This is a genomic window from Amycolatopsis tucumanensis (assembly GCF_021654135.1).
GTDB lineage: Bacteria > Actinomycetota > Actinomycetes > Mycobacteriales > Pseudonocardiaceae > Amycolatopsis_E > Amycolatopsis_E tucumanensis.
Genome location: NZ_JAKGSD010000007.1, coordinates 160,305 through 184,256 on the forward strand (window position 1 = coordinate 160,305; position 23,952 = coordinate 184,256).

A 23,952-nucleotide genomic window follows, 5' to 3' on the forward strand; every position below is an offset into this window, starting at 1 on the left:
CACCATCGACCGGCGGACAGCCGCCCCCACACGAGGGGCACCACCATGCTGACCGACGCACTGCGCATGGCACTCGGCACCCTCACCGCCCTCCCGGTCCCCGCACCGCGCACCATCGACCGGCGGGCAGCCGCCCCCACACGAGGGGCACCACCATGCTGACCGACGCACTGCGCATGGCACTCGGCACCCTCACCGCCCTCCCGGTCCCCGCACCGCGCACCATCGACCGGCGCGTGGCGGGCGGCGCGATGCTCCTGGCACCGGTGGCGGCCGTGCCGCTCGCCGTGCTGGCCGGGCTCGTCGTCCTCGCGGGGGGTGCGCTCGGGCTGCCCGCGATCGCCGTGGCGGGGCTCGCGGTCGGTGCGGTCGGCCTCGCCAGCCGGGGGCTGCACCTCGACGGCCTCGCCGACACCGCGGACGGCCTCGGCGCGTCCTTCGACCGCGAGCGCGCCCTGGAAATCATGCGCCGCGGCGATTCCGGACCCACCGGGGTCGCCACACTGGTCCTCGTGCTCATCGTCCAGTGTGGAGCACTCAGCGGCGCGATCTCCGCCGGGCACGGAGTCACGGCCGCCGCCGCCGGCACCCTCGTGAGCCGGTGGGTGCTCGCCCTGTGCTGCACCCGCGGCATCCCCTCGGCCCGACCCGCGGGACTCGGCGCCACCGTCGCGGGCAGCATCCATCCGGTGTGGACGGTCGCTACCCTGTGCGCCGCCGCCGGTCTCGCCACCCTCGCTCCCGGAATGGACTGGTGGCGCGGCCCGCTAGCGGTCACCGTCGCCTTCGCCGCGGCCGGGGCCGTGTTGTGGCGCTGCACCGCCCGGCTGGGCGGCATCACCGGCGACGTGCTCGGCGCGTGCGTGGAGATCGCGGCCGCCGCGGCCTGGCTAGCGCTCGCGCCGTAGCGCGGAACATGATCACCACAACGAGGTGACATTGTCTTGGCCGTCGTCATCGTCGTTCTGCCGCAACGCATCGCCAAGGTCCGTCCTCCCCGACGTGACGAGCAGACGCGCCAGCCGATCCTTGAGCAACTCACGCTGCGGCTCGTCGTCGGCCGAGGGATACACCGCCTGGACGAACCGGTCGGCGAGCTCGACCGGCGAGCTGGGACGATCCGCCGGTTCGGCGGCGAAGTGCCGCTGCGCGGCTTCCGAAACCGCCGGTTCCGCGTCCGCCGCGTAGGACGCGAAGAACGGAGACACCGTGGATTCGTGAGCTGCGGAGGACAACAGCGCGAACGTCCCCCGAAGTCGTACAGCCTCCTCGACGCGGTCCTTGTGCTGCGCCAGCCACCAGATCAGGGCGTTGCTGGGGGTCGCGAGAGCGTCGTCGCGCAAGTAGGCCCGCAACGCCTTTTCCAGCGCGAGCTCGTCCTCCCACTGCCGGACCTTCTTCCTCAGTTCGACGCGGCGGTCCACGAGCTGGCGATCCGCGTCGGACAACACCAGCGTCACTTGCGCTGCCCACGCCCAGCGTGACCCCGAGTCGCCCGCTGCCTGCGCCAGTGCGGCGGCGAGGTCCTGTTGCGCTTGGGCCAGATCCTCCGGTTGATAGCGCCCGGCCAGTTCGCTCGCACGGTCACGCACGTTCTGGACCGCCCAGCTCGCGACGTCCGGTCCGCCCGTGCCGGGGACGAACTGGTAGTGCACCTGAGCTGAGAAGAAGAAGTAGTAGTCCCGGTCGGCTGATCGGAGTCGTTCTCCGCTCACCGGGCACTCGCCGTTGATCGGCTGCGGCGGCACGGGCGGCGCGAACTGCGGCTGCGGTCGCGGTCGAGTCGCGGCGATCGCAGCCCCGATGATGACGAAAAGCACCACGACCACAACGAGCGCGACCCACCCGCCGAGCAGTGCGGACACGATCAGGGCCGCCGCGATCCCGAGTCCGATCGCCACCACTGTCCGGTTGTTCATCACTTCGCCTCCGAAATCGGCTCGTCGTCCCACAAATCAGTCACACCCTGTTGTTCGTCGAGGCCACGTCGAAGCCTGGTGAGCACCGGCATCCCACCTTCGTGACGGGAAGCCCACTCCCGGACGACGACGAACAGCCGGCTCGCTCGCACCGGGTCCGCGCCGGCAGCAGCGGTGAGGATGTCCAGCAACTCCGGACGCCCACCGAAGGCCGCCTCGGCCAGCCACGGCTCGGCCAGGTGGGACCACCCTCGGGCATCGCGTTCGTCCAGGATCGCGCGCCAGCAGTCGCTCAGACGGGCGTGCGTCCACCGGTTCCCGTCGGCTCGGCCGGGCGCGCACAGAACGGCGAAGAGGTCGTGGTCGATCTTGTTCGTCCTGGCCAGAACGGCCAGGATCCGCCGATACATCCGCCCGTCGCTCGCGAGACGGATCAGGACCTCGCGAGCGGTGGCCGAGACGGCCGGAGCGGGATGCAGGGTCAGCAGCCTCAGCCGCACCACCGCCATGTCCGGCTGGGTGTGCACCAGCACCTGCTCGCACACCGCGAGCACCACGTGCGCGAGCCGCGCGGGCAAGGAGGGATCCAGCGCCCACTCGCGCAGTTGCTTGCGCGCCTCTCGTCCGCAGTGCCGATCCACGACTGCGCGGGCGAGCAGCCGGTAAGCCAGTACCCGTACTTCGTTCCTTGGCTGGGTGGCCCAAGCTCGCGCCGTTGCGAGGAGCGCCCGCACGTCGTGACTGCGCAGCAACTGATCGCCGAGCCGGTCACCGATCAGCCCCCGTTCCGTCCCGGTCAGGTCCGGCGAGACGGCGACTTCCGACAGCCACCGTCCGAGGTCCTGGTGAAGGCCGGCGTATTCGTCCCACAACCGGCCGAGCACCGCCTCGGCGTAACCGATCCGCGCGAACACCACTCGCCGGTCGTCCACCTCGGCCCCGATGCGGCCAAGTCGCGCGACCACGCCGTCCGACTCCAGCCAGTGCTGTTCGGCAGCGGGGAACTCGACCAGCTCGAGCAGCCTGCGCTCGGCCGACGCCACCGCGTCGATCCGCGCCTCCGCCATAGCGGCGGCGGCAAGCAACAACGCACGCTGTCGTCCTTCCGGTTGCTTCTCCAGAAGCCGTTCCAGTTCTCCCGGGTAACCTCGAATCGCTTCGACCGCGGCGGCCAGCCAGACCCGCGGACCGCCCTGGTCCTGTTCGCTCTCCTCGACGACCAGCTGTCCCACACGCATCAGCTCGCTCATCGAGGCTCCCTCGAGAACCTCCCGGAGCGGGCCGTCGACCTGTTCGGCTCGGAGCTGGATCCCGGCTTGTGCAAGGTGCTTGAGCACGACCCGCAGGGCGTCCGGTCGCTCCAGCCGCACGACCCGCCGCCGCAGATCGTCGTGGAGCCAGTCCTCCTGCTCCCGGCCGATCACCAACGCCAGTCGAGCCCGGTTCCGCACCACCGCATCGGCCAGCGACCGCAGCTCACCCTCACGAGCGGAGAACTCCCAGCGGTGCAGGGCGGAGAAGTTGACCAGGAGCCGGTCCCCGGTTTCGACGTCGCCGAGTGGAACGTCGATTCCCGCCTCGGTCTCCACCTCCTGGATCTCTCGCACCACATCGCCTTCGGGACACAAGAGCATCCGGGCCGCGGTTTCCCTGCCCGAGCCCGCCCGCCCGCTCACGACGACGAGGCCGCCGTCCGCGACAGGCACCGCCCTGTCGAACCCGGGAGGCGGCTCGAACCTGCTCCGCAACCAGTGGAGGTCATCAGCGGTGACCGGCCTGCGTGTGGCCGGTACCGGGTCCTCCCGCACCTGCCCGAGCAATTGGTAGTAGTGGTGGATCTGGTCCCCGCTGCCGGTGTGCACCGGGCCGGCCACGTCGGCGATCTCGGTCCGGTTCGTGGGGGTGCTCACCGGTCACGCCTGTCGAAGGACTGGTGGATCCCGCCGGTGTTGCGGCCGACGATGTTCTGCGTTTCCCCGTTGAACTGGTTGCCGGAGCCGCTGTGCAACGGACCGCTCGCGTGGTGGATCACCGTCGAGTTCGTCGCGGTCTCCGGCCTGCCGTCCGGGTCCTCGGCCGCCTCGACCTCGTTCCGGAAACCGCGGTCGAGGAGGTCGCCGGAGGGCTTGGGCACGCGCAGGTAGGCGGCACCGCGGTAGGTCTTCTGACTGACCGGAACCCGGACGTACAAAGCCTCGTCCTCCCCCGTGTAGCCGGTCGCGACCGCGTCGGCGAACGCTCGCTCCGAGACGATCGCCGCCACGCAAGTCGGTCTGCCCGAACGACTCAGCAGGTCGCGGACCGGCTCCGAGTCGAGCAGCCGGTGGTTCTCCACCCGCGACTCCCCGCTCCCGTCGGAGATACCGCGGCCCGAGTCCGTCATCGGGCCCACGTTGACGCTGACGCGCATCCGCAGCGGCTCTTCGCCAGCCGGACGCCAACCGACCGTGTTGCGGTACTCCAGCTCCTCCTGCAGCGCGGGCAGGAACGGGTTGAGCAGGAACGGCAGCATCTCGGCGCGGAAGCCCGCGACGTAACCGTCGCCCGTCGTCGATCGGTACTTGTGCTCCTGCCACAGCCCGGACAACCCGGCCCGCTGGAACGCCTGCTCGAGGATTTCCGGCACGGCCTCGGTCAGCTCGGCGTGGAACCTGCCGCGCCTGCCACTGAAGTTCTTGATGTCGACCACCAGCAGAGCCCGGTACGGAGGTAGTGCTTCGACGTGATCGTGCTTGTCCATCGTGATCGCCTTCCTGCCTGCGCTCCTGGTGCGAGGCACTGGCAAGACGATCCGCGAGGCGCGGTCCGAGAATTGTCCGATGGCAGACAAACTCCGCAGTGACCGCCGTCACAGTCCAGCACTGTCCGCCAGTTTGTCGAGATCCGCCACCAGGAGCCGCCGACCGAGACCGAGAGCCCCGGATGCGCGGAGGACCGAGATCTGTTCGGCCACGGTGCTTCGGGACAGCCCGAGCGCACGAGCGAGCGCCTCCTGCGAGAACGGCACCTGCATCCGCTCCGGATCACCTGGATCGGCCAGCGCGACCAGTTCCAGGATGAGCCTTGCCAGACGGCGCTGGGCGCTGAAGTGCACCAACTGCATCTGGTAGGGGACCGTTTCGGACAGTTTGGCCAGCAGGTAGTCGGTGAATTGGCTGTCCGCGCAGTTCCGGCGGAGGAACTCGCGGAACACCTCGGCGGTGAGGACTTGCACGGTGCAGCGGTCGATCGCCTGCACGCTCGCCGTCCTCGCGACCTGTGGAACACCGGCGATCTCGCCGACCAGGTCACCAGCCGCACGTAGCGAGACGAGGAGTTCCGCCCCCTCCTCGTCGTGCCCGGTGACCTTCACACGTCCCCGCAGGAGGACCAGCACCCATCCTCCTGGATCACCCTGGCGCAGCAGGAAGGATCCGGCCGGGTAGCTGCGGGTGACGCCATGGGCGACGAGACCGCCCCAGAGTTGTTCTCCGATCAGAGCCCGGAAGCCCCGCCGGACGTTCGGCGATAGCACCACCCGTACCTACCGCTTCGCCGGCCGCCGTCAGCGCATGTTGAACAGAGTTCACCCGTTCAGCCGAGACCGTAGGGCCTCCAGGAAGGAATCGGTCACCTCGCGGTCCCGCACGGCGATCCGCAGCCAATCTCCGTCCAAGCCGGGGAATGTGTCGCCCCGGCGGACGGCGTATCCGGCCGCTCTCAGGCGCAGCCGCAGGGTCGCCGCGTCGGGGATGCGCACCAGCACGAACGGGCCGCGTGGCTCGCCGGCCACTTCGACTCCCAGGGAGCGCAGACCGGCGACCAGGTAGTCCCGGTCCTGCTCCGCCCGCACCGCCAGCTTGTCCGCCTCGTCCAGCGCCGACGGTCGCATGCAGGCCACCACGGCGCGCGCGGCGAGCGTCGACACCGACCACGGCGGCTGCACGGCCCGCAGGGCGTCCACAAGCGACGGTTCGGCCAGGACGTAACCCGCGCGCAGGCCCGCGATCCCCCACGTCTTCGTCAGGCTGCGGATCACCACGACACCCGGAAGTCGTTCCCCTGCCAGGCTTTCCGGCTCGCCCGGCACCGCGTCCAGGAAGGCCTCGTCGACCACCAGCACCCGGCCCGGGCGCACCAGCGTACGCAACGCCGCGGCCGGGTGCAGCACGGACGTCGGGTTGGTGGGGTTGCCGACGAACACCAAATCCGCGTCCGCGGGCACCGGTCCGAGGGTGAAACCGTCCGAAGCGGACAGCACGACCCGGTCCACCTCGTGGCCCGCCGCGCGCAGGGCCGCCTCCGGTTCGGTGAACTGCGGGTGCACGACCACCGCGTGTCGCGGCCGCAACGCGTTGGCCAGCAACGTGAACGCCTCCGCCGCGCCCGCCGTCACCAGCACGTCCGACACGTCCCGGCCGTGCCGCGCCGCGACCGCCTCGGCAGCCGCGTCCACCGAGGGATACGCGGCCAGGTCGTCCAGCGCCGCGGCCAGCTCCGCGCGCAGCCACGCCGGCGGCGACGGCAGCCGGACGTTCACCGCCAGGTCCACCAGGCCGTCCCCGACCTCGCGATCCCCGTGGTGGTGCAGGTCGTAGTCAGCCACGCGCGTGCACCGCCGCCGCGAACCGGTGCGCCAGCGCGGGGTGCCCGGCCCAGTGGACGTGCAGGTACGACGCGTGCAGCGTGGGCGAGGCGAAACCCTCGGCGATACCGTCCCACTCCCACGCCGGCACCGTGCCCGCCCGCGGCGTCACCACGGTCCGGTGGAACTCGTGCCCCGTCACCCGCTCCCCGGCGCGAGCCAGCAGGTGATCGACCGGCGCTGACGCCGTCCGGTACCCCAGCGCGCCCCGCTTGGTCATCACCGCCGAGGCGTCCAGCGCCCCCACCATCGGCAGCCCGTCCAGCTCCCGGCACAGGTACAGCAACCCGGCGCACTCGGCCACCACCGGCATCCCGCTCCGGATCGCCCCGGCCAGCTCCTCGCGCAGCGGCGCGTTCGCCGACAGGTCCTCGACGTGCACCTCCGGGAACCCGCCCCCGAAGTACAACCCGGCGCACGCCTCGGGAAGCGCCTTGTCGTGCAACGGATCCAGGTCGACGACGTCCACACCGGACGCCGCGAGCAACTCCACCGTCTCGGTGTACCGGAACGTGAACGCCGGCCCCGCGGCCGCCGCCACCACCCGGCGCGGCCCCGAATACGACCCGCTCGGCTCCCACGCCGGGGCGGTCAGAGCCGGAGCCGACCGCGCCACCCGCACGATCGCTTCCAGGTCCACGCCGTCGGCCACCCACGCGGCCAGCTTCGGCAGCAGCTCACGCGACTCGGCGTCCCGTTCCGCGGCAGGCACCAGACCCAGGTGTCTGCTCGGCGCGTGGATGTCGTCGCTGCGCCGCAACGCGCCCAGCACGGGAATCCCGGTGCGCACCAGGGCCGCCCGGATCTCCTCCTCGTGCCGCGGCGACCCCAGCTTGTTGAGGATGACGCCCGCGATCTCCACACCCGGCTCGTACCGCGCGAATCCGAGCACCATCGCCGCGACGCTGCGGCTCGCCGCCGACGCGTCCACCACGAGCACCACCGGCGCGCCCAGCAGCCGCGCCACGTGCGCCGTCGACGCGTAGCCCTCGGTGCCGAGCTGCCCGTCGAACAGGCCCATCACGCCTTCGATCACCGCGATGTCCGCGCCCGCGGAACCGTGCCGCAGCAACGGCACGAGCAGGGATTCGCCCTGCAGGAACGGATCCAGGTTGCGTGGCGGCCGTCCCGTCGCCAGCGAGTGGTAGCCGGGGTCGATGAAGTCCGGCCCGACCTTGTGCCCGGACACCGCCAGCCCGCGCGCCCGCAACGCGGCCATCAGTCCGGTCGCGATCGTCGTCTTGCCGTGCCCGGACGCGGGCGCGGCGATGACGACGCGGTTCACCATTCGATGCCCCGCTGGCCCTTTTGCCCGGCGTCCATCGGGTGTTTGACCTTCGTCATGTGCGTCACCAGGTCGGCGGCCTCGATCAGCTCCTCCGGCGCGTTGCGGCCGGTGATCACCACGTGCTGGCGGCCCGGCCGGTCGCGCAGCGCGGCGACCACCTCGGCGGTGTCGATCCAGCCCCAGTGCAGCGGGTAGGTGAACTCGTCCAGCACGTAGAAGTCGTGGCGCTCCTCGGCGAGGCGGCGCTTGATCTCCGCCCAGCCCTCACGCGCGTTGGCGGCGTGGTCCTCGTCCGACCCCTGCTTGCGCGACCAGCTCCAGCCCTCGCCCATCTTGTGCCATTCGACCGGCCCGCCCTGGCCGCTGCTCTCGTGCAGGGCGCCCAGCGCGCGGAAGGCGTTCTCCTCGCCCACCTTCCACTTCGCCGACTTGACGAACTGGAACACGCCGATCGACCAGCCCTGGTTCCACGCGCGCAGCGCCATCCCGAACGCGGCGGTGGACTTGCCCTTCATCTCACCGGTGTGCACGGCGAGCAGCGGCCGATTCCGGCGCTGGCGAGTGGTGAGGCCGTCGTCCGGCACGACCAGCGGTTTCCCCTGCGGCATCAGGCAGCCCTCCTGCGCACCTCGGTGGCCAGCGTGTCGGCGGCGACCTCGCCCAGCGGCACGTGTTCGCCGCCGAGCCGCGCGGCCAGTTCCGCCGCGAGCCCCAGCCGCATGCGCCCGGTCTCGCAGTCCATAACCACGGACGCAATGCCCGCCCCCGCCAGCATTTCCGCGGCCTGCTGCGAGCGCGCGACCGCGTCCGCGCCACTGGTGGCCCGGCCGTCGGTGACCACCACCAGCAGCGGACGACGGCGTGGGTCCCGCACCGCCTCGACCCGCAGCACGCGCGCGGCCTCCAGAAGTCCTTCCGCGAGCGGCGTCCGCCCGCCCGTCGGCAAGCCCTCCAGGCGCGCGGCGGCGGCCTCGACACTGATCGTCGGCGGCAGCGCCAGCTCGGCGGTGCCGGCCCGGAACGTCACCAGCCCGACCTTGTCCCGCCGCTGGTAGGCGTCCAGCAGCAGGGACAGGACGGCGGCCTTCACCTCCCGCATCCGCGACTTCGCGCCCATCGAGCCGGACGCGTCGACGCAGAACAACACGAGGTTGCCCTCGCGCCCCTCACGCAACGCGAACCGCAGGTCGCTGGGCCGCAGCACCAGGCCGGCACCGTCGCGGCCGCGGGAGCGCTGGTGCGGCGCGGCCGCCCGCACGGTCGCCACCAGGTGCGGCCGCCCCTCGCGCGTGCCGGGGGGCCGGACGCCAATGGTCCGGCCGGCGTCGGTCACCGCGCGGGACCGCTTGCCGTGCGCGCCGTCACCGAGACCGGCGACGCTGAACATCCTCGCCCGGTACGGCTTTCCGGCGCCGACGGACTGCTGCTCGCTCCCGCCGCCGCCCGGTTCGCCACCGCTGTCGTTCTGCTGTCCCTGCGGGGTTTCGGCCGGGGCGTCGGAACCCGAGCCGGGGCCGTCGTCGTCCGGCGGGCCGGGGTCCTCCGGCGGCTCGGCGTCGCGCAATGCCTGTTCGAGCTGCTCCTCGTCGATCCCGGGCGCGTCGAACGGGTTGCGGCGGCGCCGGTGCGGCAACGCGAGCCGTGCGGCCACGCGGATGTCCTCTGTGGACACCTCGGTGCGCCCGCTCCACGCGGCGTGGGCGACCGCGGTGCGGGCGGTGACGATGTCCGCACGCATCCCGTCCACCTCGAACGCCGCGCACACCTCGGCGATCTGCCGCAACGCTTCGTCGCTCAGCTCGACCGACGGCAGGAGCTTCTGCGCCGCCGCGATCTCGGCCGCGAGCTGGGCGTCGGTGTCCTCGTACCGCGCGGCGAACGAGTCCGGATCCGCCTCGTAGGCGAGCCGGCGGCGGATCACCTCGGCGCGCTGCTCCGGATCGCGGCTCGCGGCGACCTCGACGGTCAGCCCGAACCGGTCGAGCAGCTGCGGCCGCAGCTCGCCCTCCTCCGGGTTCATGGTGCCGATCAACACGAAGCGCGCCGCGTGCGACACCGAGACGCCCTCGCGCTCGACGGTCGCGCGGCCCATCGCCGCCGCGTCGAGCAGCGTGTCGACCAGGTGGTCGTGCAGCAGGTTGACCTCGTCGACGTAGAGCAGGCCGCGATGCGCGGCGGCGAGCAGGCCGGGCTGGAAGTCGGTGACGCCCTCGGTGAGCGCGCGTTCCAGGTTGAGCGAGCCGATCACGCGGTCCTCGGCCGCGCCGACCGGCAGCTCGACCAGCCGGGCGGGACGGCGCAGCGCACGGGTGTCGTGCGGCGCGTCGGGGCAGTCCGGGTCGGGCGCGGCGGGGTCGCAGGAGAACCGGCAGCCCTCGACGACGTCGACCTCGGGCAGCAGGCCGGCCAGCGCGCGCACCATCGTCGACTTCGCGGTGCCCTTCTCGCCACGCACCAGCACGCCGCCGATGGCCGGGGAGATCGCCGAGAGCACCAGTCCGAGCCGGAGGTCCGGCATCCCGACGACGGCGGTGAACGGATACGGCCTCAAGCGAACTCCTTCGCCACGCGCGGGTGTCCTCGCCCGCCTGAACAGGGCACGTGCCGGGCACGTAACGGCCGCCGAAGCTCTGGCTCCCGGCACGCTCGGCCGGTCACAGTGGCGGGACCGCCCCGGAGTCGCACCGGGTTCCTGCGGCGACCGTCCCCAGGATCATCGCATACGGTCTCCCCCCGTGAGGATCGTCGTTGTGGGTGTCCCAGCAGACGGGTGGGCCGGGCTGGCCGAGCCCGTGCGCGCCGAGATCGCGGCGGCCGAGGTGCTGTTCGGCGGCCGCCGCCAGCTCGACCTGGTGCCGGTGGACGTGCCGAAGGTGGCGTGGCCGAGCCCGCTGCTGCCCGCGCTGGACGGCCTGTTCGCCGAGCACGCCGGACGCCGGATCGTCGTGCTGGCCAGCGGCGATCCGCTGCTGTCCGGCATCGGGACGACGCTGGTCAGGCGGTTCGGCGCGGAGCACGTGCGGATCGTGCCCGCGGTGTCGTCGGTCGCGCTGGCCCGGGCCAGGATGGGCTGGTCCGCGGAGGAGACCGAGGTGGTCAGCGTCGTCGGGCGCAGCGTGCACCGGGTGAGCCGGGCGCTCGCGCCAGGGGCCCGGCTGGTGGTGCTCAGCTCCGACGGCCGCACGCCCGCGGAACTCGCCGAAGTGCTGGTGGCAAGGGGTTTCGGCGAGAGCAAACTCACGGTGCTGGAGCAGCTCGGCGGTCCGGCCGAGCGCCGCGTCGAAGGCTTCGCGCGAGACTGGTCACACCCCGCGGGCGATCCGTTGAACGTCGTCGCGGTCGAGTGCGCGGGCCCGGCATTGCCGACCCTGCCCGGCCTGCCCGACGACGCCTTCGAGCACGACGGGCAGATCACCAAACGGGACCTGCGGGCGAGCGCGCTGGCCCGGCTCGCGCCGGTGGCCGATGAGCTGCTGTGGGACGTCGGCGCCGGGGCCGGGAGCGTCGGGATCGAGTGGTCGCGGGCGCATCCGGCGAACCGCGCGATCGCCGTCGAGCGCAGTGCGGAACGGGCCGCGCGGATCCAGCGCAACGCGGACCGGCTGGGGGTGCCCGAACTGCGGGTGGTGACGGGTGCCGCGCCGGAGGTGCTGGCGGACCTGCCCACGCCCGACGCGGTGTTCGTCGGCGGCGGGCTGGCGTCGCTGGACGTCTGCCTGGACGCGCTGCGGCCCGGCGGGCGGCTCGTCGCCCACGCGGTGACGCTCGACTCGGAGCAAGTGCTGGCGAGCGCGTACCAGCGGCACGGCGGTGAGCTGACCCGGATCGCCGTCGAGCACGCCGCGCCGCTCGGCGGATTCACCGGCTGGACCCCGGCCCGGACCGTGACGCAATGGAGTTTCCTGAAATGACCGTGTTCTTCATCGGCGCCGGACCCGGCGCGGCGGACCTGATCACCGTGCGCGGGCGGGACCTGCTGGCGCGCTGCGGGGTGTGCCTGTACCCCGGCAGCCTCACGCCGCCCGACCTGCTCGCCCACTGCCCGGCGGACGCGCGCAAGATCGACACGGCGGACCTGTCGCTGGAGCAGATCGTCGGCGAGCTGGTCGCGGCCGACCGCGCGGGGCACGACGTGGCGCGGCTGTGCTCGGGCGACCCGTCGATCTACAGCGCGGTGGCCGAGCAGATGCGCCGCCTCGACGCGGCGGGCGTGCCGTACCAGGTGGTGCCCGGTGTGCCGGCCTTCGCCGCGGCGGCCGCGGAACTGGGGCGCGAACTGACGGTGCCGACGGTCGGGCAGAGCCTGGTCATCACGCGCGTCCAGGCCCGCTCGACGGCCATGCCGGCAGGCGAGACGCTGGCGAACTTCGCCGCGACCGGCACGACGCTGGCCGTGCACCTGGCGATCAACCGGATCGAGCAGGTGGTCGAGGAGCTGCTGCCGCACTACGGCGCGGACTGCCCGGTGGCCGTGGTGCACTGCGCGAGCCAGCCGGGGCAGCGGATTCTGCGCGGCGTCCTGTCGCGGATCGCGCCCGAGGTGCGCGCCGCGGGAATCGACCGCGCGGCGGTGATCTTCGTGGGCCGCGTCCTGGCGGCGGAGAAGTTCCCGGACAGCTACCTGTACTCCGCGGCGCGGGACCGGTCGGAAAAGATCCGGGTCGTCCCGGACCCGGCGGGCGATTGATCGGAAACGCCGGCGGTGAATTCCGCCGCCCCGCGCGAAACGCCTCGCCGGCGGTTCGATCCTCGACCTGGTCGCGCAGGACGCGTTGACCGACGGCGCCGGTGCACCGCGCCGGCTGGCCGCTGAATCGGCCGGCCTGGCCGCCGGGCGTCAGCTACCCGCGCCGCTCGGCGGTTCGCTGACCCCGACCACGTTCCCCGCCCGGTCGATCACCAGCACGTCCACCGCGACCGGCGCCGGGTCCAGCACCGACGCCGCGAACGCCCGCGCCCGGTCCGCCACCGCCTCGCCGATCGGGAAGCCCGCCTCCTGCGACAGCTGCAGCGCGTGCAACGCCGTGTTCGCCTCGAGGATGCGCGCGGCCAGCGGCTCGGGCGCGAGCGACGCCAGCAGCGCGAGGTCCACTTGCGACCGCTTCGAGTGCAGGTCCAGGTGCCCGGCAGCGAGCTTCGACATCTTCGCGAACCCGCCCGCGATCGTCAGCCGCGGCACCGGGTGGCGCTTCACGTACTTGAGCACCGCGCCCGCGAAGTCGCCCATGTCGAGCAACGCCGTCTCCGGCAACCCGTACCGCTCGGCCACCGCCCGCTCCGACGTGCTTCCCGTCGCACCGGCCACGTGTTCGTGCCCCAGCGCCCGCGCGACGTCCACCCCGCGCCGGATGCTGTCGATCCACGCCGAGCACGAGTACGGCACCACCACGCCGGTCGTGCCGAGGATCGACAGCCCGCCGAGGATGCCGAGCCGCGGGTTCCACGTCTGCCGCGCCAGCTCCTCGCCCTCGGGCACGGAGATCTCGACCACGACGTCCCCGGAATCGCCGAACGCGGCCGCCACCCGGCGCACCGCCTCGGTCATCAGCCGCCGCGGCACCGGGTTGATCGCCGGCTCACCGACCGGCAGCGGCAGCCCGGGCAGGGTAATCGTCCCCACCCCGACGCCCGCGCGGAACGTCACGCCGCTGCCCGGCTCGCCACGCCGGACCGTGGACAGGATCAGCGCGCCGTGCGTCACGTCCGGGTCGTCACCGGCGTCCTTGATCACCCCGGCGGTCGCCGAATCCGCGTCCAGCCGCTCGGTGGCCAGCGCGAACGCCGGGCGGCGCCCCTGCGGCAGCTCCACCTCGACCGGGTCGGGGAACTCGCCGGTGAGCAGCGCGGTGTACGCGGCCGTGGTGGCCGCGGTCGCACACGCTCCGGTGGTCCACCCGTACCTCATCACCAGGCAGTATGGCTGGCGTGACGGAAGTACTCGTGCTCGGAGGCACCGGTGAGGCCCGCGCGCTGGCCGCCGGGCTCGTGCGACGCGGCGTCGCGGTCACGTCGTCGCTGGCCGGGCGGGTCGCCAACCCCCGCCTGCCGGTCGGCGAAGTGCGGATCGGCGGCTTCGGCGGGCCGGACGGCCTCGCGCGCTGGCTGACCGAGCACGGCACCGCCGCCGTGGTGGACGCCACACACCCGTTCGCCGAGCGCATCGGAGCGTCCGCGGCAACGGCCACGAGCAAGGCGGGCGTGCCCCTGCTGCGGCTGCAGCGCCCCGGCTGGCAGCAGGGACCCGGCGACGACTGGCACTGGGTGGACACCCTCGACGAGGCTGCGGACCTGGTGGAACGCCTCGGCGACCGGATCTTCCTCACCAGCGGCCGCCAGGGCCTGTCCGCCTTCGCGCGCTGCACGCGGGCGCACTTCCTGGCCCGCTGCGTCGACCCGCCGGAGCCGCCGCTGCCGCCGCGCCTGGACGTCCTCCTCGACCGCGGCCCGTACACCGTCGAGGGCGAGACCGCGCTGCTGCGCGAGCACCGCATCGACGTGCTGGTCACCAAGGACAGCGGCGGCGACATGACCACCGCCAAGCTCGTCGCGGCCCGCCAGGAGGGCGTGCCGGTGGTCGTCGTGCGGCGCCCGCCGCGTCCGCCTGCGCACACCGTCGCGGACGTGGACGCCGCGCTGCGCTGGGTGTCGGCGATCCTGGACGCATGATCGAGGAGTTCTACGAGGTCCTGCGGCGACGGCGGGACGTGCGCGCGGAGTTCACCGGCGAGCCCATCGACGACGAGGTGCTGACCCGCGTGCTCGAGGCCGCGCACTCCGCGCCGAGCGTCGGACTCACCCAGCCGTGGGATTTCGTGCTCGTCGAAAGCACCCAGACACGCACCGCGTTCCGCGACCACGTGCTCGCCGAGCGCGAGGTGTTCGCCGCGTCGCTGCCGCCGGAGCGCCGGGAGACCTTCGCGCCGATCAAGATCGAGGGCATCCTGTCGTCCTCGCTCGGTGTCGTCGTGACCTACGACGAGAGCCGCGGCGCCCCGGACGTGCTCGGCCGGCACGCCATCGCCGACGCCGGCCTGTACTCGGTGTGCCTGGCCATCCAGAACCTCTGGCTGGCCGCCACCGCGGAGGGCCTCGGCGTCGGCTGGGTGAGCTTCTACCGCGAGGATTTCCTGCGCGACCTGCTCGGGATCCCGGCCGGGGTGCGGCCGGTGGCGTGGCTCTGCCTCGGCCCGGTGAGCCGTCTGCAGGACATTCCGGACCTGGAGCGCCACGGGTGGCGCGAGCGGCGGCCGTTGTCGGCGGCGACGCACCGTGAGCGGTTCCGCACACCCCCATCCCGTAGCGAGCGCGAGGAAGCATCGCGATAGCGTTCTGCCAATGTGGATGGCCAGCAGGACACCTACTGTCGCACCGGATGAGGTGACCGACCCGGACCAGCCGGGCACTTCGGCACGCACCTCGGCGGAGCGACCTCACACGTTCTTGTGGCGGCTGCTCGCCGTCGTACTGGGCCTGTTCGCCGCGGGCTGCGCGGTCGCCTTCCCGTTGCTGCCGGTCGTCCAGGACACGGCGAAGATCGTGTGGCCGGCCGGCAGCGACACGCGCCCGGTGAACGCCCCGCTCGTCGGCTACTGGGCGCAGGACCTGCAGGTCGGTGTGCCGTGCGCGACGATCCAGTCGCTCGACGCGCGCACCGCGGGCGCGGGGCTGCTGTTCTCGACCGTGCCGCCCGCCCGCGCGGGCAACGGCGCCGGCATGCAGCTCAACGTCCAGGACGGCGTGCTCACCGCGACCAGCCGCGGCCAGCAGGTCGCGCGCCAGCCGCTGCCGGCCGCGGGGTGCGACGTGCGGGTCAGCTCGACCGCGACGCACACCACGCTGTCGGTGGCGGGCACCCCGGTCTACGACTCGGCCGGCGACGTCCGGCCGCGCGTGCTGGGCATCTACACCGACATCTCGTCGGCGCGGGACCCGATCGCCGGTCTGTCGGTCGGCATCACCCCGGACACCCGCTACCAGTCGTCCCCCACCGGGCTGAAGGTCGGCATCGGCGTGTTCGGTGTGCTGTCGCTGATCGGCTGCCTGATCGCGGTCAACCGGCTGGACTCCGGCACCGCGCGGCGAGCGCCGCGGTGGGCGCCGATCGGCTGGTGGAAGCTCACCAAGCGGGACGTGACCGTCTTCGGCGTGCTCGGCGCGTGGGTGTTCATCGGGCCGGTGACCTCGGACGACGGCTACATCCTGACCATGGCCAGAGTCGCCGACCAGGTCGGCTACCTGACCAACTACCACCGGTGGTTCGGCGTCGCGGAGGCGCCGTTCGGGTGGAACGACCACATCTACGAGCTGATGGCGACGGTGTCCACGGTGCCGCCGTGGATCCGGTTGCCGTCGTTCCTGCTCGGCGTGCTGAGCTGGCTGCTGATCAGCCGTGAGGTGCTGCCGCGGCTGGGCAAGGAGGTCCGGATCAGCCCGGCGGCGGGCTGGGCCGCGGCCGTGGTGTTCCTGGTGTGGTGGCTGCCGTTCAACAACGGTGTCCGCCCCGAGCCGTGGGCCGCGCTGGGCTCGCTGATCGCCCTGTGCGCCGTGGAGCGCTCGCTGGTCACGCGGCGCCTGCTGCCGCTGTGCCTCGGCCTGATCGGGGCCGCCTTCGCGCTGGCCGCGACGCCGACCGCGCTGATCGCGGTGGCGCCGTTCCTGGTGGCCGCGAAGCCGTTGTTCCACCTGCTACGCAGCCGGGCCCGCGATTCGGGCTGGGCCGCGGTGCTGGCGCCGATCGCGGCGGCCGGGTTCATCGTGCTGATCGTGGTCTTCGCCGACCAGACGTTCTCGACGGTGATGGAGGCGACCCGCCTGCGTGGCTCGGTCGGCCCGAACAAGTCGTGGTACGAGGAGCTGTCGCGGTACGAGCTGCTGTTCGAGAGCAGCGCGGACGGCGCGCTGACCCGCCGGTTCCCGGTGCTGCTGCTGATCCTGTGCACCGGCACCTGCCTGGTGGTGCTGCTGCGCCGCGGCCGCATCCAGGGCGCCGCGCTCGGCCCGGCTCGTCGCCTGATCGGCACCGTGGCGCTGTTCTTCCTGCTGCTGGCGCTGACCCCGACCAAGTGGACGCACCACTTCGGCGCGTTCGCCGGTGTGGGGGCGGCGATGGCGGCGCTGACCGCGCTGGCGACGAGTTCGACGGTGCTGCGGTCGCGGCGCAACCGGGCGGCGTTCACCGCGGGGCTGCTGGTGGTGTCCGCGCTGGCCGCCACGGGCCCGAACGCGTACTGGTTCGTGTCCAGCCTCGGTGTGCCGTGGTGGGACAAGGCGCCGTCGATCAAGGGCTACCACCTGTCCACGGCGCTGCTGCTGGCCGCGGCGGTGGCGGCGGTGTTCGCGTTCGTGGAGAACGTGCGCATGCAGCGGCCGGGCGCGCCGCCGCCGGTGCAGGAGCGGCGTGGCCGGGCGCTGCGGCTGGGCGCGACGTCGCTGGTCGTGGTGTGCGGCGCGGTCGTGGTGTTCGAGGTCGCCAGCATGGCGAAGGGCATCCAGAAGCAGATGTCGACGGGCAGTTACAGCCTGGCCGCGGCGAACGTGGACCACCTGTTCGGCAAGAGCTGCAACCTGTCCGATCACGTGATGGTCGAGCAGGACCCGGTGTCGAGCATGCTCAAACCGGTGTCGGCGGTGACCGTGCCGGAGACCGCGACGCCGGAGAACTCGACGCTGCCGCGGCCCGAGGACGAGGGCAACGAGAAGTCGTCGGCGGGTTTCCACACCGACGGCAACGGCGACGACGACCCGCTGAACTCGCCGCCGCACGGTTTCACCACGGCGACCGTGCCGATGTGGAGCAGCTACCACGAGGGCTCCGCGACGGGCCGGCTGCGCACCGACTGGTACGCGCTGCCGGACCAGCACGCAGGCGCGCAGGTGACGATCGCCGCCGCCGCGCCCCCGGGCAAGGCGACGAGCGTGGCGCTGGAGTTCGGCCGGGAGACGCCGGCGGGCGTCGAGGTGGTCCGGTCGACGACGGTGCTGGCGCAGAACGTGGGCACCGGGGCGTCGGCGGACGAGACGAAGTGGGCCGACGAGCGGCTCGACATCGGTGATCTGCCCGCGGACGTCAACCGGGTGCGTGTGGTGGCCAAGGACGACGACATCACGGGCGACGGCTGGGTCGCGGTGAGCGCCCCGCGCGTGCCGACGTTCACCACGCTCACGCAGCGGGTCGGCAGCGCGCCGGTCTACATGGACTGGCCCGCGGCGTTCGTGTACCCGTGCATGAACCCGGTCGCCTCGCACGACGGCATCTCGCAGATCCCGGCGTACCGCATCACCGCGGGTGACCTGGCCGCGGAGGCGGGCGTGGCGGACAACATCGGCGGCGGGCCGAACGGGTGGATCGAGGAGCTGGCCAACCAGCCCGAGGTGCCGAGCTACCTGGAGGGCGACCAGTCCGGCCGCTCGTGGGGACGCCTGCTGCAGATCGAGCCGTACACCGACGGCGTGGCACCCCAGGTGGAACACGGAACCGAAACGATGTGGGGCTGGCAAAGCCCAGGCCCAGGCCCACAACAACCAAACGGCTCAACGCCAACCCGCTAACGAGAAGCCCCCGCCACACACAAGGCGGGGGCTTTCTCTTTCACCACCAACAAAACCGCCACCGGGCGCGAAAACCGAACACAAAGACCGCCCACCCCACCCCCGCACCCCGATCCACAGCCCAGTTCTGCGCCCGACCAGGGGTTGTCAAGGTACTCTTTCCAGCCTTGACAACCCCTGCTCGGGCGTAGAAACAATGAAAAATCGGGGCGGCGGGTCCAATCCGGGCGTAGCGAAGCGAAGCCGGCGCTCTAACAACCCGCGTAGCGGCTACGCAATCAATAGGACCGCGGCGTCCACACAAACCCGTGATCAACGCGAGTCCGCGACGAGCCAACAATCACCAAACACCGCATATCAACCACCGAAGGATCAAACTCCCCCAAGGAAGTCACCATCACCGACTCCTCGGGACCCCCAACATCCCGAGCCACCACGACCGGCGTCGACTCCGACCGATGCCGCAACAACACATCCCGAGTCCGCACCAACTGCTCAGTCCGCGTCCGCGAAGCCGGGTTGTAAAGAGCCACCACGAGATCAGCCACCCCAGCAGCCTCCAACCGCCGCTCGATGACCTCCCAGGGCTTCAACCGATCCGACAACGACAAGACGCAGTAGTCATGCCCCAACGGCGCCCCAACCCGGGCCGCCGCGGCGGACGCAGCCGTCACGCCCGGAATCACCCGCACCCGCACCGGCTCTTCCAACGAAGCCGCCTGCTCCAGCACCGCCGAAGCCATCGCGAACACACCGGGATCACCCGAGGACACCACCGCCACCCGAGCACCGGACGCGGCCAGCGACAGCGCATGCCGGGCCCGATCCGCCTCGACCCGGTTCCCGGACGCGTGCCGCACCTGCCCGGCCCGCTGCGGCACCTTCGCCACATACGGCCCGTACCCGACGATGTGCTCGGCCTCGGCCAACGCGGCCGAAGCCTCCGGCGTCAGCCACTCCGGCCCGGCCGGCCCCAGCCCGACGACCACGACCTCGCCGCTCTCGACGGGAACCGCCGCCGGCTCGGCAGCCGGCTCCTTGCGCGACGCGTAAGCCGGACTCGGCACCAGCGCCAGCGAGAAGTACGGCACCGTCGACGGGTCCACGTCGGCGAACGGCTCGACCCGCTGGTTGGACCACGTGGCCCGCTCGACGTAGTAGGCCTCGTCCAGCCGTCCGGACTCGGCCAGCGCCTCCCGCACCGAGCCGAACGTGCGGCCCAGCTTCATCACCGCCGCGGCCTGCGTGTCCGCCAGCCGCCGCGCGAGTTCCGGCGCTGGCAGCGTCCCGGGCAGGATCGTCAGCACCTCGTCGCGCTGCACCAGTGGCTTGCCGAGCACCGCCGACGCCGCCGACACCGACGTCACCCCGGGCACCGCCTCGGCCTCGTACCGGTCGCACAGCCGCTCGTGCATGTACATGTAGGAGCCGAAGAAGAACGGGTCACCCTCGCACAGCACCACCACGTCGCGCCCGGCGTCCAGGTGCTCGGCCAGCCGCTTCGCGCTCAGCTCGTAGAACTCCGCGATCGCGCCCTCGTACCCGCCGGGGTGGTCGGTGCCCTCGGTCGTGACCGGGTACATCAGCCGTTCCTCGATCTGACCCTCACTCAGGTACGGCTCGGCCACCGACCGCGCGATGCTGCGGCCGTGCCGCGCGCAGTGGTAGGCGATCACGTCGGCCTCGCTGATCAGGCGCGCGGCCTTGACCGTCATCAGCTCCGGATCGCCGGGGCCGAGTCCGACACCCCACAGCTTGCCCGTCTTCATTCGACCTCGCTCGCGAGCGCGTTGACCGCGGAGACCGCCATGGCGCTGCCGCCGCGCCGCCCGTGCACCACCAGGTAGGGCGCGGGCGCACGCTTGACCAGCTCTTCCTTGGACTCGGCGGCGCCGACGAACCCGACCGGCACCCCGATGATCGCGGCGGGCACCCCGGCGCCCTCCTCGATCATCTCCAGCAGCCGGAACAACGCCGTCGGCGCGTTGCCGATCGCCACCACCGAGCCCGCGAGCTTGTCCCGCCACAGCTCCAGCGCGGCCGCCGAACGGGTGGTGCCCATCCGCTCGGCCAGCGCGGGCACGCGCTCGTCGGACAGCGTGCACAGGATCTCGTTGGCAGCGGGCAAGCGCTTGCGGGTCACGCCGCTGGCGATCATCTGTGCGTCGCACAGCACCGGCGCCCCGGCGCGCAGCGCGGCGCGGGCCGACTCGACGAGGTCGAGCGAGTAGGCCAGGTCGTCGACGAGGTCGACCATCCCGCACGAGTGGATCATGCGGACCGCGACCGGCTCCAGGTCCTCCGGCAGGATCGCGAGGTCGGCCTCCTCGCGGATCGTGGCGAACGAGTGGCGGTAGATCTCCGCCCCGTCGCGGATGTAGTCGATCACGCTGTTCCCTTCTGGTATTCCTCAGTGCCCGCGAGCATGTCGACGTGCGGCTCGTGCGGTCGCCCGCACCGCCGTTCGCATCCGGAGAAGTGCATCCGCACCCCGGCGGGCACGCGGCGCATCACGGCCCGCGCGTCCGCCCGCACGTCGGCGCGCGACTTCGCGCAGCCCGGCCGTCCGATGCACGCGCTGATCCCCAGCCCCGGCGTGTCCGGATCGGTCACCAGGCCCGGCACGTCCAGGCCGAGCGGCACCACGACCGACCGCCACGGCGTCACTACGACCTCCCCCAGCGCCCGCAGATCCGCGGCCGCGAGCTGCCCCAGCACCGGCGCGCCGACGACCCCGGCGCGCCCGTCGTCGCGGGTGAACGGCCCGATCGGCACCCCAGGTGACGTGGGCAGCCGCTCGCCAAGCGGCAAGTCCAGCTCCCGCACCCGCCACGCGCTGCCCCGCACCTCCAGGAACCACAACGCCTTCCGCACGAGCGCGTCGACCGCGCCGGCGAACGGCACCCGCTCGCCGGTGTCCCGCCCGGCGAGCAACACCGCGCCGGTCGCGGAGTCCAGCGCGCGCCAGCACACGTCCGCGTCCTCGCCCGACACGTCGCCGCGGCCGTCGTCGAGCGCGAACAGGAACCGGCCCGGCAGGGCGGCCAGCTCGGGCCGCGCGCACACCGCCCGGTCCAGCTCGAACACCGCGTCGCGCACGTCGACCAGCCCTCCGGCGAGCCCGCTCAGCGGCGAGGCCAGGTAGTTGCGCACCCGCTCGTGCGCGGGCGCGGGCAGCAGACCGGCCGACGTCAGCCGGGCGGCCAGCTCGCCGGTGTCCCGCGACAGGCCGCGCAGCTGGATGTTGCCGCGCGAGGTCAGGTGCACCGAGCCGTCGCCGAGCTCCTTGGCGCACGAGGCCAGCACGTCGGCCTGCCCGGCGCTCACCCGTCCGCCGGGCAGCCGGATCCGGGCGAGCGCGCCGTCGGCGGCGTCGTGCGTGGCGAAGACACCCGGACAGGCGTCGGGGCGGACACGTCCGGGATGGGCCATGCGCTCACTGTAAACGGCGGGATCGACGCGAAGTATTACCTGGATCATATGTAGTAGGTCTGCTACATTCCATCGCACAGGCGTAGCACTGGGGAGAACACCTATGACAGCGATGAGCCAGGTCGCGACGAGACCGCCGGAGCCGCCGGGCGACGAGCCCGCGCTCGACGTGCGCGACCTCCGCATGCGTTACGGCGCCAACGACGTGCTCAAGGGCGTGACCTTCCAGGCCGCGCCGGGCGAGGTGCTGGCGCTGCTCGGCCCGAACGGCGCGGGCAAGACGACCACCATCGAGATCCTCGAAGGCTTCCGGATGCGGTCGGCGGGCGACGTGCGGGTGCTCGGCGTCGACCCGGCCAGGGGGACCGAGGCCTGGCGCGCGCGGCTGGGCATCGTGCTGCAGTCGTGGCGGGACCACGGCAAGTGGCGGGTGCGCGAGCTGCTGGCCCACCTCGGCTCGTACTACGTCGACCACCGGCAGCCGTGGGACGTCGACGACCTGATCGACACCGTCGGCCTCACCCCGCACGCGCACAAGCGGGTCGGCAGGCTCTCCGGCGGGCAGCGGCGGCGGCTGGACGTCGCGATCGGCATCGTCGGCCGCCCCGACCTGCTGTTCCTGGACGAGCCGACCGCCGGCTTCGACCCGGAGGCGCGCCGCGAGTTCCACGACCTGGTGCACCGGCTGGCCGACGAGTCGGACACCACGATCCTGCTCACCACGCACGACCTGGACGAGGCCGAGAAGCTCGCCGACCGGATCCTGATCCTGGCAGGCGGCACGATCATCGCGAACGGGTCGGCCGAGCAGCTCGGCCGCGAGATGTCCACCGACGCCGAGGTCCGCTGGACCCGCGGCGGGCAACGGTACGTGCACTCGACCACGGACGCGACGAAGTACGTGCGTGAGCTGTTCGCCCAGTACGACGAGGAGATCGAGGACCTGGAGGTGCGCCGGGCGAGCCTGGAGGACACCTACATGGCGCTGCTGCGCAAGTTCGAAGGAGGCGCCCAGTGAACGCCACGGCACTGCGCGCGGGGTTCCAGCGCGGCCTGATCGAGCTGCGGCAGAGCTTCACCATCCTCCAGGACCTGTGGGGCTACTTCTTCCCGACCGTGGTGTTCCTGGTGGTGATGACCCTGATGAAGGGCTCGGTCATCCCGGGCACCTCGTTCTCCCGCGGCTCGATGACGCTGCCCAGCCTGATCGGCGCGAGCGTCGGGTTCAGCGGGCTGATCAACACGATGCAGCAGCTCACGGTCGAACGCGAGGACGGCACCCTGCTGCGCGCGAAGGCCCTGCCCAACGGTATGAGCGGCTACCTGATCGGCAAGATCGTGATGGTCTCCGGCATGACGATCGTCGGCATCGCGCTGCTGATCGTGCCCGGCCTGTTCATGTTCGACGGCCTGGAGATCGACGCCATGACCTGGGTGACACTGGCCTGGGTGCTGGTGCTCGGCCTGGTCGCGACGCTGCCGATCGGGGCGGTGTTCGGGTCGCTGTTCGAGAACCCGCGCACGATGGGCGTGATCATGTTGCCGGTGATGGCGCTGGTCGGCACGTCGGGCATCTTCTACCCGATCGGCGAGCTGCCCACCTGGGTCCAGGGCATCGCGCAGGTGTTCCCGCTGTACTGGCTCGGCCTCGGCATGCGCTCGGCGTTCCTGCCGGACAGCATGGTGGCCGTGGAGATCGGGCAGTCGTGGCGGACCTGGGAGACGCTCGGCGTGCTCGGCGCGTGGGCGGTCGCCGGCCTGGTGCTGGCGCCGATCGTGCTGCGTAGGATGGCGCGGCGCGAGTCCGGGTCGACCGTGGCCGCACGGCGGGAGAAGGCACTACAGCGGATGCCGGGATGAGTGAGTCGATCTACAACCGCATCGCGATGCTGCGCGCCGAGCGCGGCATCTCGCGGCGGCAGCTGGCCGAGGCGGTCGGGGTGCACTACCAGACGATCGGGTACCTCGAACGCGGCGAATACAGCCCGAGCCTGTACCTCGCGCTGCGCATCGCCGAGTACTTCGAGGTGCCCGTCGAGGTGATCTTCTCCACGCAACCCTTCCCCCGCCTCGGCCGCGAGGAACGGACGGCTTGACTCCGGGCCTGCTCAACGGACAGTGTTGAGGAGACCTAGGAGGGA

21 protein-coding genes and 1 riboswitch are annotated in these 23,952 nt (G+C 72.2%); of the genes, 9 read left to right on the plus strand and 12 right to left on the minus strand.

Annotated features, from left to right (window positions below):
* Nucleotides 1-155 precede the first annotated feature (155 nt).
* Nucleotides 156-908 (plus strand): adenosylcobinamide-GDP ribazoletransferase, encoded by a 753-nt coding sequence (locus tag L2C96_RS10570; protein ID WP_237336023.1) that lies wholly within the window; start codon nt 156-158, stop codon nt 906-908.
* Between the two features lie 12 nt (nt 909-920).
* On the opposite strand, the gene L2C96_RS10575 is transcribed toward L2C96_RS10570, so the two are convergent.
* The 8 genes from L2C96_RS10575 to L2C96_RS10610 form a co-directional block, all read right to left on the minus strand.
* Complete coding sequence (locus L2C96_RS10575) at nt 921-1,922, minus strand: hypothetical protein (protein ID WP_237336024.1); 1,002 nt, start codon at nt 1,920-1,922, stop codon at nt 921-923.
* Nucleotides 1,919-3,343 carry a hypothetical protein gene (locus tag L2C96_RS10580; RefSeq protein ID WP_237336025.1) on the minus strand — a complete coding sequence of 475 codons (1,425 nt, stop codon included), beginning with the start codon at nt 3,341-3,343 and terminating at the stop codon, nt 1,919-1,921. Before L2C96_RS10580 ends, L2C96_RS10575 begins: the two co-directional genes overlap by 4 nt.
* A 482-nt stretch (nt 3,344-3,825) precedes the next feature.
* Nucleotides 3,826-4,659, minus strand: coding sequence for a hypothetical protein (locus L2C96_RS10585; RefSeq protein ID WP_237336026.1), 834 nt, complete (start codon nt 4,657-4,659; stop codon nt 3,826-3,828).
* A 108-nt stretch (nt 4,660-4,767) separates the two neighbouring features.
* Nucleotides 4,768-5,436 carry a Crp/Fnr family transcriptional regulator gene (locus L2C96_RS10590; RefSeq protein WP_027936439.1) on the minus strand — a complete coding sequence of 223 codons (669 nt, stop codon included), beginning with the start codon at nt 5,434-5,436 and terminating at the stop codon, nt 4,768-4,770.
* A gap of 48 nt (nt 5,437-5,484) precedes the next feature.
* Nucleotides 5,485-6,504, minus strand: a complete 1,020-nt coding sequence (gene cobC / locus L2C96_RS10595) for an Rv2231c family histidinol phosphate aminotransferase CobC (RefSeq protein WP_237336027.1) — start codon at nt 6,502-6,504, stop codon at nt 5,485-5,487.
* Nucleotides 6,497-7,831, minus strand: coding sequence for a cobyrinic acid a,c-diamide synthase CobB (locus tag L2C96_RS10600; protein WP_237336028.1), 1,335 nt, complete (start codon nt 7,829-7,831; stop codon nt 6,497-6,499). The genes cobC and L2C96_RS10600 overlap by 8 nt, the downstream gene beginning before the upstream one ends.
* Nucleotides 7,825-8,439 (minus strand): cob(I)yrinic acid a,c-diamide adenosyltransferase, encoded by a 615-nt coding sequence (gene cobO, locus L2C96_RS10605; protein WP_020421889.1) that lies wholly within the window; start codon nt 8,437-8,439, stop codon nt 7,825-7,827. Before cobO ends, L2C96_RS10600 begins: the two co-directional genes overlap by 7 nt.
* Nucleotides 8,439-10,382, minus strand: a complete 1,944-nt coding sequence (locus L2C96_RS10610) for a putative cobaltochelatase (protein WP_237336029.1) — start codon at nt 10,380-10,382, stop codon at nt 8,439-8,441. The genes cobO and L2C96_RS10610 overlap by 1 nt, the downstream gene beginning before the upstream one ends.
* A gap of 81 nt (nt 10,383-10,463) precedes the next feature.
* Nucleotides 10,464-10,524: riboswitch (cobalamin riboswitch) on the minus strand.
* 57 nt (nt 10,525-10,581) lie between these two features.
* Between L2C96_RS10610 and cbiE the strand changes: the two genes are divergently transcribed.
* The gene (gene cbiE, locus L2C96_RS10615; protein WP_237336056.1) at nt 10,582-11,742 is read left to right on the plus strand and encodes a precorrin-6y C5,15-methyltransferase (decarboxylating) subunit CbiE; all 1,161 of its coding nucleotides are present in this window, start codon (nt 10,582-10,584) and stop codon (nt 11,740-11,742) included.
* Complete coding sequence (gene cobM / locus L2C96_RS10620; RefSeq protein WP_237336057.1) at nt 11,739-12,518, plus strand: precorrin-4 C(11)-methyltransferase; 780 nt, start codon at nt 11,739-11,741, stop codon at nt 12,516-12,518. The genes cbiE and cobM overlap by 4 nt, the downstream gene beginning before the upstream one ends.
* Nucleotides 12,519-12,668: 150 nt before the next feature.
* Here the strand turns inward: cobM and L2C96_RS10625 are convergent, their stop codons facing one another.
* Complete coding sequence (locus tag L2C96_RS10625) at nt 12,669-13,736, minus strand: cobalt-precorrin-5B (C(1))-methyltransferase (protein ID WP_237336030.1); 1,068 nt, start codon at nt 13,734-13,736, stop codon at nt 12,669-12,671.
* Between the two features lie 11 nt (nt 13,737-13,747).
* On the opposite strand from L2C96_RS10625, the gene L2C96_RS10630 reads away from it, so the two are divergent.
* From L2C96_RS10630 to L2C96_RS10640, 3 genes are read left to right on the plus strand one after another with little or no spacing between them, the layout of a single operon-like run.
* Nucleotides 13,748-14,497 (plus strand): cobalt-precorrin-6A reductase, encoded by a 750-nt coding sequence (locus L2C96_RS10630; RefSeq protein ID WP_372491196.1) that lies wholly within the window; start codon nt 13,748-13,750, stop codon nt 14,495-14,497.
* Nucleotides 14,494-15,156, plus strand: a complete 663-nt coding sequence (gene bluB, locus L2C96_RS10635) for a 5,6-dimethylbenzimidazole synthase (protein WP_237336031.1) — start codon at nt 14,494-14,496, stop codon at nt 15,154-15,156. Before L2C96_RS10630 ends, bluB begins: the two co-directional genes overlap by 4 nt.
* A gap of 52 nt (nt 15,157-15,208) precedes the next feature.
* A complete protein-coding gene (locus L2C96_RS10640) occupies nt 15,209-18,379 on the plus strand; it encodes an arabinosyltransferase domain-containing protein (RefSeq protein WP_237336032.1) in 3,171 nt (1,056 codons plus the stop codon).
* Nucleotides 18,380-18,657: 278 nt separating this feature from the next.
* On the opposite strand, the gene L2C96_RS10645 is transcribed toward L2C96_RS10640, so the two are convergent.
* The 3 genes from L2C96_RS10645 to L2C96_RS10655 are packed head-to-tail and all read right to left on the minus strand — an operon-like array spanning nt 18,658 to nt 21,811.
* Entirely contained in the window at nt 18,658-20,148 is a 1,491-nt protein-coding gene (locus tag L2C96_RS10645; protein ID WP_237336033.1) for a precorrin-2 C(20)-methyltransferase, read from the minus strand.
* Nucleotides 20,145-20,768 (minus strand): precorrin-8X methylmutase, encoded by a 624-nt coding sequence (locus tag L2C96_RS10650; RefSeq protein WP_020421898.1) that lies wholly within the window; start codon nt 20,766-20,768, stop codon nt 20,145-20,147. Before L2C96_RS10650 ends, L2C96_RS10645 begins: the two co-directional genes overlap by 4 nt.
* Nucleotides 20,765-21,811 carry a ferredoxin-like domain-containing protein gene (locus tag L2C96_RS10655; protein WP_237336034.1) on the minus strand — a complete coding sequence of 349 codons (1,047 nt, stop codon included), beginning with the start codon at nt 21,809-21,811 and terminating at the stop codon, nt 20,765-20,767. The genes L2C96_RS10650 and L2C96_RS10655 overlap by 4 nt, the downstream gene beginning before the upstream one ends.
* A gap of 112 nt (nt 21,812-21,923) precedes the next feature.
* Here L2C96_RS10655 and L2C96_RS10660 point away from each other — a divergent pair, with 112 nt between their 5' ends.
* From L2C96_RS10660 to L2C96_RS10670, 3 genes are read left to right on the plus strand one after another with little or no spacing between them, the layout of a single operon-like run.
* On the plus strand, nt 21,924-22,829 hold the full coding sequence (locus tag L2C96_RS10660) for an ABC transporter ATP-binding protein (RefSeq protein ID WP_237336059.1): 906 nt from the start codon (nt 21,924-21,926) through the stop codon (nt 22,827-22,829).
* Nucleotides 22,826-23,671 carry an ABC transporter permease gene (locus L2C96_RS10665; RefSeq protein WP_237336035.1) on the plus strand — a complete coding sequence of 282 codons (846 nt, stop codon included), beginning with the start codon at nt 22,826-22,828 and terminating at the stop codon, nt 23,669-23,671. Before L2C96_RS10660 ends, L2C96_RS10665 begins: the two co-directional genes overlap by 4 nt.
* A complete protein-coding gene (locus L2C96_RS10670) occupies nt 23,668-23,907 on the plus strand; it encodes a helix-turn-helix transcriptional regulator (RefSeq protein ID WP_020421902.1) in 240 nt (79 codons plus the stop codon). Before L2C96_RS10665 ends, L2C96_RS10670 begins: the two co-directional genes overlap by 4 nt.
* Nucleotides 23,908-23,952 lie beyond the last annotated feature (45 nt).